Annotated in this window: 17 protein-coding genes, 1 tRNA gene and 1 other RNA gene; 17 read left to right on the top strand and 2 right to left on the bottom strand. The window is 41.3% G+C overall.

Features of this window, described 5'->3' with window-relative positions; translation table 11 throughout:
• Positions 1-73: 73 nt before the first annotated feature.
• Positions 74-679, bottom strand: coding sequence for an ATP-dependent Clp endopeptidase proteolytic subunit ClpP (gene clpP, locus BFU02S_RS02300; protein WP_066366042.1), 606 nt, complete (start codon positions 677-679; stop codon positions 74-76).
• 202 nt (positions 680-881) lie between these two features.
• On the opposite strand from clpP, the gene BFU02S_RS02295 reads away from it, so the two are divergent.
• Positions 882-953, top strand: a tRNA-Arg gene (locus BFU02S_RS02295).
• A gap of 530 nt (positions 954-1483) precedes the next feature.
• On the opposite strand, the gene BFU02S_RS17205 is transcribed toward BFU02S_RS02295, so the two are convergent.
• Positions 1484-1663, bottom strand: coding sequence for a hypothetical protein (locus tag BFU02S_RS17205; protein WP_501193338.1), 180 nt, complete (start codon positions 1661-1663; stop codon positions 1484-1486).
• Between the two features lie 1196 nt (positions 1664-2859).
• On the opposite strand from BFU02S_RS17205, the gene tatC reads away from it, so the two are divergent.
• The 16 genes from tatC (at position 2860) to ssrA (ending at position 18861) form a co-directional block, all read left to right on the top strand.
• Positions 2860-3591, top strand: coding sequence for a twin-arginine translocase subunit TatC (gene tatC, locus BFU02S_RS02285; RefSeq protein WP_066366035.1), 732 nt, complete (start codon positions 2860-2862; stop codon positions 3589-3591).
• A 274-nt stretch (positions 3592-3865) separates the two neighbouring features.
• Positions 3866-5194, top strand: a complete 1329-nt coding sequence (rpoN, locus tag BFU02S_RS02280) for an RNA polymerase factor sigma-54 (RefSeq protein ID WP_066366032.1) — start codon at positions 3866-3868, stop codon at positions 5192-5194.
• Positions 5195-5213: 19 nt separating this feature from the next.
• Positions 5214-5471, top strand: a complete 258-nt coding sequence (locus BFU02S_RS02275; protein WP_066366031.1) for a glutaredoxin family protein — start codon at positions 5214-5216, stop codon at positions 5469-5471.
• Positions 5472-5605: 134 nt separating this feature from the next.
• A complete protein-coding gene (locus BFU02S_RS02270; RefSeq protein ID WP_066366029.1) occupies positions 5606-6628 on the top strand; it encodes a sugar-binding transcriptional regulator in 1023 nt (340 codons plus the stop codon).
• 48 nt (positions 6629-6676) lie between these two features.
• Positions 6677-7684: a type I glyceraldehyde-3-phosphate dehydrogenase gene (gene gap, locus BFU02S_RS02265; protein WP_066366027.1), complete on the top strand. Its 1008-nt coding sequence runs from the start codon at positions 6677-6679 to the stop codon at positions 7682-7684.
• 134 nt (positions 7685-7818) lie between these two features.
• Positions 7819-9003, top strand: coding sequence for a phosphoglycerate kinase (locus tag BFU02S_RS02260; protein WP_066366025.1), 1185 nt, complete (start codon positions 7819-7821; stop codon positions 9001-9003).
• Positions 9004-9100: 97 nt separating this feature from the next.
• Positions 9101-9862, top strand: a complete 762-nt coding sequence (gene tpiA, locus BFU02S_RS02255) for a triose-phosphate isomerase (protein ID WP_066366023.1) — start codon at positions 9101-9103, stop codon at positions 9860-9862.
• Positions 9855-11387 (top strand): 2,3-bisphosphoglycerate-independent phosphoglycerate mutase, encoded by a 1533-nt coding sequence (gpmI, locus tag BFU02S_RS02250; protein WP_066366022.1) that lies wholly within the window; start codon positions 9855-9857, stop codon positions 11385-11387. Before tpiA ends, gpmI begins: the two co-directional genes overlap by 8 nt.
• A gap of 62 nt (positions 11388-11449) precedes the next feature.
• Positions 11450-12748 (top strand): phosphopyruvate hydratase, encoded by a 1299-nt coding sequence (gene eno / locus BFU02S_RS02245; RefSeq protein ID WP_066366014.1) that lies wholly within the window; start codon positions 11450-11452, stop codon positions 12746-12748.
• 157 nt (positions 12749-12905) lie between these two features.
• Positions 12906-13094 (top strand): DUF6241 domain-containing protein, encoded by a 189-nt coding sequence (locus BFU02S_RS16600; protein ID WP_268872885.1) that lies wholly within the window; start codon positions 12906-12908, stop codon positions 13092-13094.
• A 108-nt stretch (positions 13095-13202) separates the two neighbouring features.
• Positions 13203-13436, top strand: a complete 234-nt coding sequence (gene secG, locus BFU02S_RS02240) for a preprotein translocase subunit SecG (protein WP_066366012.1) — start codon at positions 13203-13205, stop codon at positions 13434-13436.
• 71 nt (positions 13437-13507) lie between these two features.
• Complete coding sequence (locus BFU02S_RS02235; protein ID WP_157075836.1) at positions 13508-14479, top strand: 2-hydroxyacid dehydrogenase; 972 nt, start codon at positions 13508-13510, stop codon at positions 14477-14479.
• A gap of 267 nt (positions 14480-14746) precedes the next feature.
• Positions 14747-15493, top strand: a complete 747-nt coding sequence (locus BFU02S_RS02230) for an alpha/beta hydrolase (protein ID WP_066366005.1) — start codon at positions 14747-14749, stop codon at positions 15491-15493.
• 24 nt (positions 15494-15517) lie between these two features.
• Positions 15518-17839 carry a ribonuclease R gene (gene rnr / locus BFU02S_RS02225; RefSeq protein ID WP_066366003.1) on the top strand — a complete coding sequence of 774 codons (2322 nt, stop codon included), beginning with the start codon at positions 15518-15520 and terminating at the stop codon, positions 17837-17839.
• A gap of 68 nt (positions 17840-17907) precedes the next feature.
• On the top strand, positions 17908-18375 hold the full coding sequence (smpB, locus tag BFU02S_RS02220) for an SsrA-binding protein SmpB (protein WP_066366137.1): 468 nt from the start codon (positions 17908-17910) through the stop codon (positions 18373-18375).
• Between the two features lie 127 nt (positions 18376-18502).
• Positions 18503-18861, top strand: a transfer-messenger RNA (tmRNA) gene (gene ssrA, locus BFU02S_RS02215).
• Positions 18862-19006: the final 145 nt, after the last annotated feature.

Here is a 19006-nt window from a genome sequence, read left to right as displayed (position 1 = left end):
TGATTTTTCATGTTGGCAAAAATGTGAGAATGAATTAAAAAACAGCCGGTCCAAAGACCAGCTGTACGCTTCATTATTTTTTTGTTTTGTCTGTTAAGGTATTACGGGTGATAATATGGTCAATCAATCCGTATTCTTTTGCCCTTTCAGCTGTCATGAAGTTATCGCGGTCTGTATCTCTTTGAATAACTTCAATTGGCTGACCAGTACGTTCGGCTAAAATGCCGTTTAGTTTTTCTCTAAGGAACAGAATGCGTTTTGCAGCAATTTCGATTTCTGTTGCCTGTCCTTGTGCTCCACCGAGCGGCTGGTGAATCATCACTTCGGCATTCGGCAGTGCATAACGCTTGCCTTTTTCCCCGGCTGCCAGCAGGAAGGCGCCCATGGATGCTGCCATTCCGATACAAACGGTAGAAACATCTGGCTTAATATATTGCATCGTATCAAAAATAGCCATACCCGCTGTAATGCTTCCGCCTGGGCTGTTAATATATAGAGTGATATCTTTTTCAGGGTTTTCGGCTTCCAGGAATAATAACTGTGCAACAATGCTGTTGGAGACATTGTCATCAATAGCGCTTCCAAGCATGATAATCCGGTCTTTTAAAAGACGAGAATAAATATCATAGGCTCTTTCACCACGATTTGTTTGTTCAATAACTGTAGGAATCAAATTCATTTTTCTTCCTCCTTTGGAAAGGGTAATAACGTATGTAATGTTATCATACACTGATGGTCAATAAAGGTCAAACGTTTTGGCTTTAAATTGTTCGACAATCTTCCCACATACATCATTTCCATTTCATCCATTTTTTAAAACTAAATTTCCTCTTGCAAAATGATTCAAAATAGCATATACTATAAAAGTCGCTGATATATTTGCCCTCGTGGTGCAACGGATAGCACGCAAGATTCCGGTTCTTGAAATTCGGGTTCGAGTCCTGACGAGGGCGTACGAAAGTCAATGTTGACGGTGCCTCTGCGCTTTAATACAAAGAGTGGGGGCACTTTTTATTTAGGGATCGTTATGCGTTGTTTGATTGGAGCTTACGTAAGAACAGGTAAAATAGCTGTTTCCATTTGCATTATTTAATATCTTATCATATAAGCGTAAAATAATCCCCTCCTGTTAAACCAGATGGGGATTATTTTACGCTTACCGTGATTTCAACAACAAACTCCTTTACTTGCGGTACGGTCTCAGTGTTGTTTGTAACTGCATGTCTTAAGTCTCTTCTTTACCGATGTCCCTTTTTTAGAATCAAGAATAAATATAGACGCATCTTGTCCCATGAATATTTTACTTCCTGTATAAACAGTTTTGAATTGAATATCCCTATACCCTATTTTAGTCATAATGTCTGTTAGCTCTTCTGGATTAAATCCGTTATGAACAATATCTGAAACTATTTTTTGTTTTTATTAAAATCTACGATCAGTAAATGACCTCCTTCATCAAGAACATCAAATAATCTTGATAAAACTAATTCAACATCATGAAGATGGAGTAGAACCTGTGCCATGAAAATATAGTCGGCAATGTAAATCCGATAGACTTTTTTTCAATATCAAAGCATAATGTATCTACATTCTGAATATTAAAATTAGTTATTTTTTGCTTTATTTGATTAATCATGTTTTGTAACGTATCCAAAAAAAGCATAGAATTAAACTCGTTTAATAAGTTCATTCCGACAAGACCAGTTCCACACCCAAAATCAATAGCATTCTTACTTTTAGCGTCAACTAAATAATTGCGGATGGCATCTGATGATACCTGTTCAATTTGGATTCTTTCAGGAGTGTTATTTCAAACTTATCAGTATTTCCCATTATTATCGCTCCAATCAGGCTTAATTAATAAACCTAACATTAAAAAGCTGTCATTATTTAGGATGCTATTCTGCGTATCACAATTCAACTAACCTCCAATTACTTTAAGTGTATTCCTTCACAAAATTACTTGGTTATTGGAAATACAGTACAACTTAAATTTGTCTTAATTGGACGCCTTGTCTATTGGGGAGTGACTATGTTGACGTTTGCCCACGTTGAATACTCAATTTATCCGCAGACACATTTGGGCAAGAAAAACAAGGAAAACTGGGTTAATGTCCTATAACCATTTAACCCGACAAACCATAATTTATTTATGTAAGTTAAAGGAATATTATGAGGAGGGCAAAAAATGAATTTTTATAATCCAAACTATGGATTCCCGTATTTTCAACCCCAATACCAAAACCCTTATCCAGTGAATCAAGATGAACTACAAGATTATAGGCAACACCATGTAACTACCCATCATCCACATGCACAACACCAGACACATCACCATACTCACCATCACACACACCATCACCATCATCACCATCACACAGGTACTACTGGACATACAGGCCATACAACACATACAGGACATATGGGTTAATAAAGAAAAAAAGAATCCACACAACGAAGGAGAAAATATCATTTTAATCAAAGGTTTTGTCAACCTGAGCTAAATAATCAGCTCAGGTTGTTTACGTTTTGTGCCCGGCACTACCGAGGTTAGAAAGGCCTAACCGGCAAGATATGAACAATAAGTCAAGCGCTAGTAAGCCGCTAGCGTTGTGGGAGTAATACCGCTTAAAAGGGAATGTTCAAATATCATATTTTTAGATGAGATAATTCTCAACCTATGAAGAATTATTTTAATATAAGAAGTAGCCCTAAAAAAAGAAAGTAGGTTAAAGATTGTTTCCGGACATCCGTTTGCAAACTGATCCGTAAAAAGTTCCATAGAAAATCCCCTGTGAATAAGATATAATTCAACCATATAGTAATTTGTCCATTTAAGTGTGGAAGGCGTGGGACCCATTGGAGGAAAAAGAATATAGTTTTGTTGAGCATTTGGAGGAATTACGAAAAAGGCTCATCATCACAGCTGCATTTTTCTTAATTTTCCTTATCGTCGGATTTTTCTATGTGAAAGAAATCTATAATTTTTTCATGGGGAATCAAGCGGGCAAACTGTTGGTGTTAGGGCCGAGTGATATCATGTGGCTGTACTTTCATATTGCTTCAATTGTAGCTATTGCAGGCACCATTCCTGTATTGGCATGGCAAATCTGGGCTTTTGTGAAACCAGCACTGACACCGGCAGAACGAAAAGCGGCATTAGCCTATATTCCTGGATTATTTATTCTATTTATTGCTGGTCTTTCTTTTGGTTACTTTTTAATTTTTCCAAACATCATGAGATTTCTACTGAAAATGGGCAGCGGGTTAGTGACTAATGCCTTTACGGCAGATAAATATTTTAGCTTTTTAATCGATATGACTCTGCCATTTGGAGTTGCTTTCGAATTGCCTCTTGTGGCTATGTTTTTGACAACACTTGGCATTATGAATCCTTATAAAATTGTAAAAATAAGAAAATATGCCTATCTGATTTTGGTGATCATTGCATCAATGATTTCACCCCCAGAATTTATATCACACATCTCTGTTGCTATTCCGTTAATTCTTATCTTTGAATTGAGTATATTCTTTGCAAAAATCACTTTTAAGCGGAAGCGAAAAAGAATGGAACTTATGGCACTAGAATAAACATAAAAGTAGTTAAAAAATCTCCCTCCTGTTCATGTGATAGGAGGTTTGTTTGTCCTTATTGGCACCGGAAACCAATAATTCGTGCACCAATCAAGGATATTGGCCCAGGAAACTGATAAAAAGGGATGCTTCACGTTTCAATTAACGGCAAGAACCATATAAAGAACTTGCATATTCTTTTTTTAGAATAATATGCTTTCGTAAATACCAACATTCTTCCATACACGAATTTCTTGAAATCATGTAAAATAGTAAATAAGGGGGGAGACGCATGAATTTAAAAGCTGGATTATGGCAGCAGCAAACATTAAAGTTAACCATGACTCAAGAACTGTCACAGGCAATTGCCTTATTACAATATTCGACACAGGAGTTAACTGAGTTTTTGGAAAATAAGGCACTTGAAAATCCTCTGATTCAAATTGAGTCCGGCACCATCCAGCCAATGAATCCCCTAATGGACCGTAAGCGCCGCAACCATCAGAAGGCTGAGAAGGACTGGATTGAACAAATTGGTGCGAAAACTGTTTCACTTGAGGAGCAATTAATCTCTCAGTTGAATTTAAAAAAGTTAACTGCGGAACAGTTAAAAGTGATTCGCCATCTTATTAATAACCTTGATGAAAACGGTTACTTCACCGGTGATCTGTCTGAAATAGCTGTGAAACTAAACGTTCCGCTAGAACTGGTGGAAGATGGGTTGGCTGTCATTCAAACGCTCGAACCCGCTGGGATAGGTGCCCGGAATTTACAAGAATGCCTACTGATTCAAATGGAGTATACAAAACCGAATAACGAGTTGGCCATCAAGATTTTATCGGACTATTTTATTCCGTTTGCGGAAAAGAAATGGAAGCAAATTGCTAAAGAGCTACAAGTAACATTAAAGGAGATTCAAGAGGTTTTTGATGAGGTTCAAGCTTTAAATCCAAAGCCGGGAGCGCGTCTCGTTCCGGAGTCATCCGCTTATGTCATTCCTGACGTTTTGGTGATCCAAACAGATGGAGGGCTGGCAGTTCAGATGGTGGATGACCCGATTCCCAAGGTCGTCTTTAATGAGCAATATTACCGTCAGTTTAAGGAACAGAAGCATGATCAGCAGGTCAAAAGGTTTTTACAAGATAAAATGCAAGATTATCAATGGATTTTAAAAAGCATTGAGCAGCGGAAAGAGACACTTATGAAAGTTGTAACGAAGATTGTCGAAAAGCAGCCAGCTTTCTTTCAAAAAGGACCGCATTTTTTAGTACCGATGACGATGAAGGAGATCGCTTCTGAACTTGAGATCCATGAATCGACGGTTAGCCGCGCTGTCCGGGAAAAATATGTTCAAACACCGGTTGGGACATATCCGCTAAAATCATTTTTTACCAGCACAATCCAAACTGTATCGGAGGATGAAAATACATCTTCTTCCCAAGTCAAAAATATAATTCGTAAATTAATCGAACAAGAAAATAAAGAAAAACCCCTGTCCGATCAAGAACTCGTCCAGCAATTGAAGACGTTGGAAGGAATTGTCGTTTCAAGACGCACCGTCGCCAAATACCGCGATCAAATGAACATTCCTTCATCCTCCAAAAGAAAAAGATATAATTAAGCCGAAAGGATTTGTAGAAATGACACAAACAGTGATCACATTCTATACGAGGATTGGCTGTCATTTATGTGAAAAGGCGAAGGGTGCGCTGCTTGAATTGCAAAAGGAATGGGAGTTTGTGCTTGAAGAGATTAATATTGATCAGAGCGATGGATTAACAGAACGTTACGGGCTAATGATTCCTGTGGTTCTGATTGACGGTGAAGAAGTGGCATTTGGGCAAATTGATAAAATAGACATAAGGAACCGTTTGCAAGAAAAAAAGGCTTGTTTTTAAGTTGAAATCAATTTTTACTCCTGTTACAATAAAAATGTACAAAGGGGTAATTTTTTTTTGGGAGATGGTGGGACATAATATGTCTATGATGGACACTTTTTGACCAACAGCATATAATAAAGGAGCATGAAGTCATGCAATCATTTATTGATATCACCAAAAGATTATTACCCGACTTCCTTCAAGTCCTGCAGAAGCGGCATTCCATTCTTCGGTATATAGGGATGATGCAGCCTGTCGGCAGAAGGAGTTTAGCTGCAAGTCTTGGACTTACCGAAAGAGTTCTCCGCAGTGAAGTAGACTTCCTCAAAGAACAAAATCTTATTGACATTAACACAATGGGAATGAGTTTGACTCCTGAAGGAAGGAATTTGTTGGAAGATCTTGAAGGTTTCGTGCGCGACTTAAAGGGATTTGATGTGATGGAGTTGGAATTAAAACACCAGCTCGGTATTCGTAAAGTTATGATCGTCCCCGGCGACTGCGATGAGTCGCCAATGGCCAAAGGAGAGCTCGGCAAGGCATGTGCGATCAGCATGAAAAAACTGCTTAAAGGGAACAATATCATCGCTGTTACTGGCGGTTCCACGATGGCCGCTGTCGCTGAACGATTAACCCCTGAACTTAGTGACGGGGAACTATTATTCGTACCGGCAAGAGGCGGTGTCGGAGAGGATGTTCATAATCAGGCAAATTCTATTTGCTCCAAGATGGCAGAAAGGACCCATTCAAAACATCGAGTCCTCTATGTTCCTGGGCAGGTGAGCGCTGAAATTTATGACTCTCTTGCCAAAGAGCCTGAAATCCATGAAGTGTTAACCCTTATTCAGTCGGCAAACATGGTTCTTCATGGAATTGGTGATGCGATTACAATGGCAGAGCGCAGGAAATCAAGTCCTGAAATTTTGCAAAAGCTCGAAAAGGAACAAGCTGTAGGGGAAGCATTTGGCTATTATTTCAATGAGGAAGGCAGGATTGTTCACAGGGTGCTGACAATCGGTCTGCAGCTGAATGACCTTGCTCATATTCCAAATGTTATTGCCGTCGCGGGCGGCGCTTCAAAGGCAAAAGCAATCAAGGCTTACATGAAGCAAGCACCAGAATCAACCATTTTAATTACAGATGAAGGTGCCGCAAACAAGTTATTGAAAGGTTAATCCCTTTTAAAAAATATATCCTTACCCAAACAAAGGAGGAAATTGATCATGACAGTGAAAGTTGGTATTAATGGATTTGGACGCATTGGCCGTAACGTATTTCGTGCAGCATTGAAAAACAGCAATGTAGAAATCGTGGCAATTAATGACTTAACAGATGCAAACATGCTTGCTCATCTTTTAAAATATGATTCCGTTCACGGCACGCTTGCAGAAGACGTAACAGTTGATGGTGAATACTTAGTAGTAGGCGGCCATAAAGTAAAAGTTCTTGCTGAGCGCGACCCTGCACAACTTGGCTGGGGTGACCTTGGAGTAGACGTAGTCGTTGAATCAACTGGCCGTTTTACCAAACGAGAAGATGCTGCAAAACACTTAGAAGCAGGTGCAAAGAAAGTAATTATCTCTGCTCCGGCAACGAATGAAGATATCACCATCGTTATGGGTGTAAACCAAGACAAATATGACCCAGCTAACCACCACGTTATTTCCAATGCTTCTTGTACCACAAACTGCTTGGCGCCATTTGCAAAAGTATTAAATGATAAGTTCGGCATCAAACGCGGTATGATGACAACTGTTCACTCTTATACAAATGACCAGCAAATCCTTGACTTACCACATAAGGATTACCGCCGTGCTCGTGCTGCAGCACAAAACATGATCCCAACTACGACTGGTGCAGCAAAAGCAGTTGCTCTTGTTTTACCGGAATTAAAAGGCAAATTAAATGGTATGGCAATGCGCGTGCCAACTCCAAACGTTTCCATTGTTGACCTAGTTGCTGAATTAGAGAAAGAGGTAACCGTTGAAGAAGTAAACGCTAGCCTTAAAGCAGCAGCTGAAGGTGAATTAAAAGGAATTTTAGCTTACAGCGAACTTCCATTAGTTTCTAGTGACTATAACGGCGTAACGGTTTCATCTACCATCGATGCCCTTTCTACAATGGTAATTGAAGGCAATATGGTGAAAGTATTATCTTGGTACGATAACGAAGTTGGCTACTCAAACCGCGTTGTAGACCTTGTTGATTATATCGCTTCAAAAGGACTTTAATGGATCCCGTAATTAAGAATGGAAATCCATTCTTTAAATGGGTATAATGTTAAATGTATTTCCAAAGGGGAGCGGGGAGGATTCCCCCCTCTTTTTTTCATGGTTTTTTCAAAAAAATTGAGGAGGCCTTGTCCATGAACAAGAAAACAGTAAAAGATATCGATGTAAAGGGCAAACGCGTTTTTTGCCGGGTTGATTTCAACGTGCCGATGCAAGATGGAAAAATCACGGACAAAACACGGATTCTTGCTGCATTGCCAACGATTCAATATTTAATGGATCAAGGGGCAAAAGTGATATTAGCCAGCCATCTAGGCAGACCTAAGGGCAAAGTTGTAGAAGAATTGCGCTTGACTCCAGTTGCGGTTAGACTATCCGAATTACTTGGAAAAGATGTGAAAAAAGCAGATGAAGCCTTTGGCGATTCCGTTAAAGCGATTATTGCCACTATGAAGGAAGGCGACGTTCTGCTTCTTGAAAATGTCCGCTTCTATTCGGGCGAAGAAAAGAATGACCCCGAGCTTGCCAAAGCATTTGCTGAGCTTGCAGATGTGTATGTGAATGACGCCTTTGGTGCTGCGCATCGTGCCCACGCTTCAACAGAAGGAATTGCTCATTATCTGCCAGCTGTTTCCGGCTTTCTTATGCAAAAAGAACTGGATGTTCTTGGCAAGGCGCTCTCGAACCCCGATCGTCCGTTTACTGCAATTATTGGTGGCGCCAAAGTAAAGGACAAGATTGGCGTGATAGAAAATCTGCTTGATCTGGTCGACAACTTAATCATTGGCGGCGGACTTGCTTATACTTTTGTCAAGGCAAAGGGCTTTGAGATTGGGAAATCTTTGCTTGAAGAGGATAAAATTGATTTAGCTAAATCTTTTATGGAAAAGGCAAAAGCAAAAGGTGTTAACTTCTACATGCCGGTGGATGCTGTTGTTGCGGATGACTTCTCTGAAAATGCTAATACAAAGGTTGTATCAATTGAAGAAATTCCTGCTGATTGGGAAGCACTTGATATTGGGCCGAAAACAAGTGAAATTTATCGTGATGTTATTCAAAAATCGAAGCTTGTAATTTGGAACGGACCTATGGGCGTATTTGAAATGGATAAGTTTGCCGGCGGAACAAAAGCCGTAGCACAGTCGCTTGCTGATGCAAAGGATACATACTCTATTATTGGTGGCGGAGACTCAGCAGCAGCAGTTGAAAAATTCCACTTGGCAGATCAAATGAGCCACATTTCCACCGGTGGCGGTGCTTCACTGGAATTTATGGAAGGAAAAGCATTGCCGGGCGTAGTGGCGTTGAACGATAAATAAATTAACTGAATATCAACACATTTTTCGAATATATCAACACAATTTAGCCAGATAGCGTCACAATTTTAAATATATCGACAGAAAGGATGTGCTTAGCATGCGTAAATCAATCATCGCGGGCAATTGGAAAATGCACAAAACCCTTTCCGAAGCAAAAAGCTTTGCGGAAGAAGTAAAGGGTCTTGTACCCGCTTCAGACAAAGTGGATTCAGTAATCTGTGCACCCGCTTTATTTTTACAAGCATTAGTTGAAGCTGTCGAAGGCAAGGATGTAAAAATCGGTGCCCAAAACATGCATTTTGAAGAAAGCGGCGCATATACCGGTGAAATTAGCCCGAAAGCACTTGCAGACCTCGGCGTCGAATACGTGATTATCGGACACTCTGAGCGCCGGGAAATGTTTAATGAAACAGACGATTCTGTTAATAAAAAAGTACTTTCTGCATTCAAATATAACCTAATACCAATCGTTTGCTGCGGTGAAACATTAGCACAACGAGAAAATGGCGAAACGATGAGTCTTGTCGGTCACCAAATTGAAAAAGCATTGACAGGTTTAACAGAGGAACAAGTGAAGCAAACGGTAATTGCTTATGAACCAATTTGGGCAATCGGCACAGGGAAATCTTCTACAGCGGAAGATGCAAACGAAGTATGTGCCCATATTCGCCAAGTGATTGCCAAGCAATTTTCAGAAGAGGCTGCTCAAGCCATTCGAATTCAATACGGCGGCAGTGTAAAACCGTCCAATATTAAGGAATACATGGCACAGCCAGATATTGACGGAGCATTAGTCGGCGGTGCGAGCCTTGAGGCACAATCATTCTTACAATTACTGGAGGCGGGCAAAAATGAGTAAAGCTCCGGTAGCCCTGATCATCTTAGACGGATTTGGCTGCAGAGATGAAGTAAAGGGTAATGCTGTAGCACAGGCGAAAAAGCCGAATTTTGATCGTTATTGGAAGGCGTTTCCGCATACCCATTTAACGGCATCCGGAGAAGCAGTCGGACTCCCTGAAGGTCAAATGGGAAACTCTGAAGTCGGACACTTAAATATTGGTGCCGGCCGAATCGTGTATCAAAGCTTAACCCGGGTAAACATTGCCATCCGTGAAGGTGAATTTGCCAAAAATGAAACCTTCCTCGGAGCAATGGAACATGTCAAGAAAAATGGTACAAGCCTGCATTTATTCGGGCTTTTGTCAGATGGCGGTGTTCACAGCCATATTGACCATATGTTTGCATTGCTGAAACTTGCGAAAGACGAAGGCATTGAAAAAGTTTATGTTCATGCCTTCCTTGATGGCCGTGATGTCGGTCCGCAAACAGCACCAACATATATTCAGGAAACACTGGACAAAATGAAGGAGTATGGTGTTGGGGAGTTCGCAACGATTTCCGGACGTTATTATTCTATGGATCGGGATAAGCGCTGGGAACGCGTGGAAAAATCTTATCGCGCCATGGTATATGGCGAAGGCCCGACATACACCAATCCGCTGGATGTGGTGAAGGATTCCTATGAACATGGGATTTTTGACGAATTCGTCATTCCTTCTGTGATGGTGAAAGAAGACGGCCAGCCTGTCGCAACAATCAAAGATAACGATGCGGTCATTTTTTACAATTTCCGTCCTGACCGTGCGATTCAAATTTCCAATACATTCACAAATGAAGACTTCCGTTCGTTTGACCGCGGACCAAAGCATCCGCAACATTTATATTTTGTCTGCTTGACTCATTTCAGTGAGACTGTCGATGGATATGTTGCTTTTAAACCGACAAACCTTGATAATACAATAGGGGAAGTTTTATCACAACATAATCTGAAACAGCTCCGAATTGCTGAAACGGAAAAATATCCGCATGTAACGTTCTTTATGAGCGGTGGCCGTGAAGAGAAATTCCCTGGTGAAGAACGGATTCTGATCAATTCACCGAAAGTTGCTACTTATGATCTGAAGCCGGAAATGAGCGCATATGAGGTAACAGATGCGTTGGTAAAAGAAATTGAAGCAGATAAATTTGACGCGATTATATTGAATTTTGCCAATCCGGATATGGTCGGCCATTCTGGTAAACTGGAGCCAACCATTAAAGCTGTAGAAGCAGTTGACGAATGTTTAGGGAGAGTCGTGGACCTTATCCTTGAAAAAGGCGGTGCTGCTATTATCACTGCTGACCATGGAAATGCCGATGAAGTCGTTACGTTGGAAGGCGAGCCAATGACGGCTCATACGACCAACCCGGTTCCGGTGATTGTCACCAAGAAGGGAATTGAGCTGCGCGATGGCGGCATCCTTGGCGACTTGGCTCCAACTATGTTGCAATTGTTAGGGGTACCCCAGCCGAAAGAAATGACGGGAAAATCACTGATAAAATAGTTTTTGCAAGGCGGTTTCCTACCGCCCATTCCATATAAAATATTTTTTAAGGAGAGATCATCATGCCATATATTACTGATGTTTATGCTCGTGAAGTGTTAGATTCCCGCGGAAATCCTACCGTAGAAGTCGAAGTTTTCACTGAATCAGGCGCATTTGGCCGCGCTTTAGTTCCAAGCGGTGCTTCAACAGGTGAATATGAAGCAGTTGAGCTTCGTGACGGCGATAAAGAACGCTACCTTGGCAAAGGCGTTTTAAAAGCTGTAAATAATGTTAACGAAATTATTGCTCCAATGTTAATTGGCGAAGGCTACAGCGTACTTGACCAAGTTTCTATTGATAAAGCAATGATTGAACTTGACGGAACTGAAAACAAAGGAAAATTAGGCGCCAACGCGATTCTTGGTGTATCCCTTGCCGTTGCTCACGCGGCTGCGAACTACTTGGACATGCCATTATATCAATACCTTGGCGGTTTCAATGCAAAACAGCTTCCAGTACCAATGATGAACATCTTAAATGGCGGCGCGCATGCGGACAATAACGTTGACATTCAGGAATTTATGATCATGCCTGTCGGCGCACCTAGCTTTAAAGAAGCATTAAGAATGGGTGCAGAAATTTTCCACCACTTAAAATCAGTATTAAAAGACAAAGGCTACAATACGGCTGTTGGTGACGAAGGTGGTTTTGCGCCAAACTTGAAATCAAATGAAGAAGCATTGCAAACAATTATCGAAGCAATTGAAAAAGCAGGATACAAACCTGGCGAAGAAGTGATGTTAGCAATGGACGTAGCTTCCTCTGAACTGTACAACAAACAAGACGGCAAATATCACTTAGAAGGCGAAGGCAAAGTGAAGACATCTGAAGAAATGGTTGCTTGGTATGAAGAGCTTGTTTCAAAATACCCAATCATCTCAATCGAAGATGGCTTAGATGAAAACGACTGGGAAGGCCACAAGCTATTAACAGAGCGCATTGGGCAAAAAGTTCAATTAGTAGGCGATGACTTATTCGTTACCAATACGAAAAAACTCGCTGAAGGCATCGAAAAAGGCATTGCTAATTCAATCCTAATTAAAGTAAACCAAATCGGTACACTTACAGAAACGTTTGAAGCCATCGAAATGGCAAAACGTGCAGGCTATACGGCTGTTATTTCTCACCGTTCCGGTGAAACAGAAGACAGCACAATCGCTGACATTGCTGTTGCAACCAACGCCGGCCAAATCAAAACAGGTGCTCCGTCCCGTACGGACCGCATTGCGAAATACAACCAATTGCTTCGCATCGAAGACCAATTGGCTGAAACAGCACAATACAATGGAATTAAATCTTTCTATAACTTGAAAAAATAATGTTTAACCGAAACCCTCTGCTAAGCAGAGGGTTTTTTGCTGTTATTCATATGGATTCGCAAATAAAACTTATTAATTCGCAAATAAAAGGAGCAAAATCGCAAATATAAGGTTGATATTCGCAAATAAACCCTGCTAATTCGCAAATATAATTAGATTGCTTTCCCATCTTACTTATAAGGACATTTTGGAACGGTGGGCAGCTGGGGATTTTTCGCAGATAGATAAAGATCATAATACAATTTGGGATCTGCAAGGCGGAACAATTGGAAAAGCAACTGGAATGGCCACGCCTAAGGAAGAAATGGCTTTTATCGAAAAGAATTTTAAGGTAGAACCTGAGTAAGAGAAGGCGCACAAAAACCAAAAGCTTGTCATATTAACTTCTATTGTGAAATGGAGGTTAGTATGGTAAATTAAAAATACTGGGAAAAGTACGTCAGGAGGTACCCTTATGCATACATTTGTCGTTATATTATTAGTCATCGTCAGTATCGCGCTAATTGCGGTTGTCTTACTTCAAGCAGGTAAAAGCGCTGGATTATCCGGTGCAATTTCCGGCGGCGCTGAACAGCTCTTCGGCAAGCAAAAAGCGCGGGGAATTGATTTAGTGTTACATCGTATTACAGTTGTATTATCTGTGCTCTTTTTCTTGCTTGCTCTTGCGGTTACTTACTTTAAAATTTAATTTCTTAAAACCCGGCCTGGGAGCCGGGTTTTAGTCGTTATGGGATGATAAACTTGAAAGGCGGGGATTTTTTGCCAAAAACAATTTACATAACCAGAAAACTACCGGAAGTAATCATTGAGAAACTGTCAAGCCATTTTCAGGTTCGAATGTGGGATCAGGAAGATGTCCCGGTTCCGAGAGAGGTTTTGTTAAAAGAAGTAGAGGATATTGACGGTCTTATCTGTCTCTTAACGGAACAAATAGACGAAGAGGTGATCTATAAGGCGCAAAATTTAAAGGTCATCAGCAATGTGGCAGTAGGGTATAACAATATCGATGTGCAAGCCGCAGCAAGGAAGGGAATCATTGTAACGAATACTCCCGGAGTCCTGACTGAAACAACAGCTGATTTAACGTTTGCGCTTTTAATGGCGGCAGCAAGAAGAATAGTGTACGCCTCTGATTACTTGCGAAGCGGGGAATGGGGAGCCTGGTCGTTAATGCAGCTGACTGGACAAGATATTTATGGTGCCACGTTGGGGATTATCGGTTTGGGAAGAATCGGAGAAGCACTCGTCAAACGGGCAAAAGGATTTGATATGAGGGTGCTTTACTATAGCCGGACACGGAAGCCAGATAAAGAACAAGAGTTGGGTATTCACTACATGGAGATGGAACCATTATTGCAGCATTCCGATTTTATCTGCATCATGATCCCATACAGTAAAGAAGTGCATCATCTGATTGGTAAAAAAGAATTGTCCCTTATGAAAAAGAATGCCATTCTCATTAACACAGCAAGGGGCGGAATAGTGGATGAGGATGCACTATATCAAGCATTAAAGAATGGAGAAATCTGGGGGGCTGGTCTGGATGTGTTTGAACAAGAGCCAATCAGGGTTGATCATCCGTTATTATCGCTACCCAATGTTGTGACCCTTCCACACATTGGAAGTGCAAGCGTAAAAACGAGAATGAACATGGCTCAATTAGCAGCGGATAATGTGATGAATGTATTAAATGGGAAACAGCCGATTACTCCGGTAAGAGCAGAATCATAGAAGAGGGATTCCTTTAAGGAGGCAGAAGTGTTCTTAGCGATTATCATATGCACTTCTAACTAAACAAAAATTTATCGTGTTTTAAAATAAGTGTACGGTTGTAAGGTAAGGCCGTACACTTTTTAAATCTATTTAATCTAGTGATTCGGTATATTGCTGGTATATAAAGATAAATGATAGAATCAAGCCTTTTTTCTGGAATGTTCCCATCTTCATTGCTTAAACTAAAGAATAGCGATATTAAAGGATTAAAAGGAGTTTTTCATCATGAGGATTTCACTTCCGAAACCATTTACTTTTGAAGGAGGGAAGAGAGCCGTTCTTTTGCTTCACGGATTTACCGGCAATTCATCTGACGTTCGGATGTTGGGCCGGTTTCTGGAGAAACGAGGCTATACATGTCATGCCCCACATTATAAGGGTCACGGGGTACCTCCTGAAGAACTGGTCTATACTGGACCGGAAGATTGGTGGCAGGATGTTGTAAATGGTTACGAGTTTTTGAAAAATAAAGGACACGAAGAAATTGCGGTCGCCGGACTTTCCCTTGGCGGCGTATTTTCCTTGAAATTAGGATATACTGTGCCTATAAAAGGAATTGTGACGATGTGTGCGCCCATGTATATCAAAAGCGAAGAAGTCATGTACGAAGGGGTTCTTGAGTATGCCCGGGAATTTAAAAAACGGGAAGGAAAAACCGACGAGCAAATCGAAATGGAAATGAACGAGTTTAAAAAAACACCGATGAGAACACTCAAGGCACTTCAAGGGTTAATCTCAGAAGTCCGGGAAAACATTGATATGATTTACGCCCCAACATTCGTTGTTCAGGCACGACACGACAACATGATTAACACAGAAAGCGCCAATATCATCTACAATGAAATCGAATCAACCGTGAAACAAATGAAATGGTATGAAGAATCAGGACATGTAATTACCCTTGATCGAGAGCGGGAACAGCTGCATGAAGATGTATATGCCTTCTTGGAAAAGCTCGATTGGCATGAATAGACATCTATAAAAGGAGGGATTAATTTGGAAGATAACATACAAAAGCATATTGAAAAGCTTTTGCATTATATGAAAGATGAGGCGTACAAGCCGCTGACAGTACAAGAGCTGGAAGCCGCATTTGGCATTGAGGACTCCAGTGATTTTAAAGAATTTGTCAAAGCTCTTGTTCAGATGGAGGAAAAGGGGATGGTCGTCCGTACGAGGGCAAACCGTTATGGGCTTCCGGAAAAAATGAATCTTGTACGCGGCAAGCTGACCGGGCATGCGAAAGGATTTGCCTTCGTTGTTCCTGATGAACCTGGAATGGACGATATTTTTATCCCCCCTACCGAAACAAGAAATGCCATGCATGGAGATACCGTGTTAGTCCGTGTTTCTTCGGAAAGTTCTGGTCAGCGCCGCGAAGGGACGATCATTCGGATTATTGAACGCGGCATTCAGCAAATTGTTGGAACCTATGTAGAGAGTAAAAATTTTGGTTTTGTCATTCCTGATGATAAGAAATTTACCAGTGATATTTTTATCCCAAAGGAAGCCTCTAAAGGCGCGGTCGAAGGGCATAAAGTGATTGTAAAGCTAACCTCGTACCCGGAAGGGAGAAAAAGTGCGGAAGGTGAAGTCATCAACATCCTTGGTCATAAAAATGATCCTGGAGTAGATATTCTTTCCATCATACATAAGCACGGACTGCCATTGGAATTTCCTGATGAAGTTCTCGAGCAGGCCATGGAGGTGCCTGACACCATTGATGAAAGTGAGATCGCCAATCGCCGTGACCTAAGGAATGAAACGATTGTCACGATAGACGGAGCTGATGCTAAAGATCTTGATGATGCGGTTACTGTAACGAAGCTTGAGAATGGCAACTACAAGCTTGGGGTACACATTGCCGATGTCAGTTATTATGTAGAAGAAGGTTCACCTATTGACAAGGAAGCAGCCGACAGGGCAACGAGTGTTTATTTGGTCGATCGTGTCATTCCGATGATTCCACATCGTTTATCCAATGGAATTTGTTCGTTGAATCCGAAAGTGGACCGTCTGACATTATCGTGTGAAATGGAAATCGATTCAGCCGGCCACGTTGTTTCCCATGGAATTTTTCAAAGCGTGATAAAAACAACGGAACGTATGACCTATCATGACGTAAACAGAATTCTCGTGGACAAGGATGAGGAGACAAGGGCCCGCTATGAATCGTTGGTACCGATGTTTGAATTAATGGAAGAACTGGCGGCTATTCTTAGAAATAAGCGGATGACTCGCGGTGCGATTGATTTTGATTTTAAAGAATCAAAAGTGCTGGTTGATGAAAATGGAAAGCCGACAGATGTTGTGCTTCGGGAGCGTTCAGTGGCAGAAAGACTCATTGAAGAATTTATGCTGGTTGCCAATGAAACGGTCGCTGAACATTTTCATTGGATGGATGTGCCGTTTATTTACCGGATTCACGAAGATCCGAAGGAAGACAAACTGCGTAAATTTTTCGAGTTTATTACTAACTTCGGGCTGATTGTTAAAGGGACGGCCAATCAAGTGCATCCAAGGGCTTTGCAGGAAATTATTGAAGCGGTCCAAGGCAGACCTGAAGAAATGGTCGTGTCAACCGTGATGCTTCGCTCGATGCAGCAGGCGAAATATGATCCGGAAAGCTTGGGGCATTTTGGTCTTTCAACACAATTCTATACACATTTCACATCGCCGATTCGCCGATATCCCGACACGATTGTCCATCGTCTGATTCGTACGTATTTAATAGAAGGAAAGTTGGATGAAACAACGCGGGAAAAATGGAATGCCCTGCTGCCTGATATCGCCGAACATTCTTCCAAAATGGAGCGCCGCGCCGTTGATGCAGAACGGGATACGGATGAACTGAAAAAAGCGGAATACATGGAGGACAAGATTGGGGAAGAGTATGACGGGATCATTAGCTCCGTTACCAATTTCGGGATGTTTGTCGAACTGCCGAATACAATCGAAGGCCTTGTCCATGTCAGCTACATGACGGATGATTATTATCGTTTCGATGAGCGTCATTATGCGATGATTGGCGAGCGAACTGGTAATGTGTTCCGGATTGGTGATCAAATTACCGTCCGTGTGGTGAAAGTCAATAAAGAAGAGCATTCGATAGATTTTGAAATCGTCGGCATGAAGGGCACCCCTCGCCGGGACCGAAGCCAGCCCGCAAAAGTATTTAAAACTGACAACGGAAAAGAAAAACCGACCCGAGCGAAACAGGACGGCAAAAAAACTCAAAATAGCAAACCGAAGAAAAAACGTAAATTTTACGAGAATGTGCCAGTTTCGAAAAGCAAAAAACATAAAAAGAAAAGATAATTCGAAGGAGGGCTTTTATAACGGCCCTTTTTTCTGTTAAAATGAAAACGATAAAAGAGGTGAAACAGATGCCAAAAGGTGAAGGAAAAATAGTCGCCCAAAATAAGAAGGCTTTTCACGACTATTTTATCGAGGAAACATATGAAGCCGGGATCGTCCTGCAGGGTACCGAAATTAAGTCGATTCGTGCAGGCCGTGTCAACCTAAAAGATTCCTATGTTCGTATTCACAACGGGGAAGCAGAAATCTTCGGGATGCATATCAGTCCATACGAACAAGGGAACCGGTATAATCATGATCCTCTTAGGACGCGCAAGCTATTGCTTCATAAAAAGGAAATCAATAAATTATATGGCGAGGCAAAAGAGGCAGGCTATTCAATTATTCCATTAAAGCTCTATTTGAAAAACGGTTTTTGTAAAGTGCAAATTGGCTTGGCCAAAGGGAAAAAGAATTACGACAAGCGCGAAGATTTAAAGAAGAAAGAAGCGAAGCGGGAAATCGAACGAGCCTTCCGCGAGCGGCAGAAGATGTAATGTATGAGTTACAAAAGTTTACAATTGAAAAATAAACAGAATGTGTTATAATAAGTTTGTCGCTAGGATGCGACGCAAACTTATGCGAGAACAACTTGCCAGTTTCCAAAACGTCTAATTTTCATATGGGGACGCTACGGATTCGACAGGGATAGTTCGAGCTTAAGTTGCGAGTCGAGGGGATCGGCCTCGTTAAAACGTCAAAGCCAATAACTGGCAAATCTAACAAATCTTTCGCTTTAGCTGCTTAATAGCGCTTAGCGGTTCCTCCCTCCATCGCCCATGTGGTAGGGTAAGGGACTCACTCTGAGTGGGCTACGCCGGATTCCACCGCCTGAGGATGAAGGAAGAGAACAACCAGGCTAGCTGACCGGACGCCCGTCGATAGGCAAAAGGATCAGCGAAACGCCAATATGTCGACTACACTCGTAGAAGCTTAAGTGCCGATATCTTTGGACGTGGGTTCGACTCCCACCGTCTCCACCATACATAGGTGGAATCTCAAGAATAATATAAATAAAAAATAAAGCATAATTTTTCTGTTGGAAAAATTATGCTTTATTTTTTTGAGTTGCATTTGCTGTCTGTTATTCTTTACTTTGTACAAAACAATAATTTTAATACTATATTT

The sequence above is a fragment of the Neobacillus fumarioli NBRC 102428 genome (genome assembly GCF_001591485.1).
Lineage (GTDB): Bacteria > Bacillota > Bacilli > Bacillales > Cytobacillaceae > Neobacillus > Neobacillus fumarioli.
This window is presented reverse-complemented; position numbering and strand designations above follow the sequence as displayed.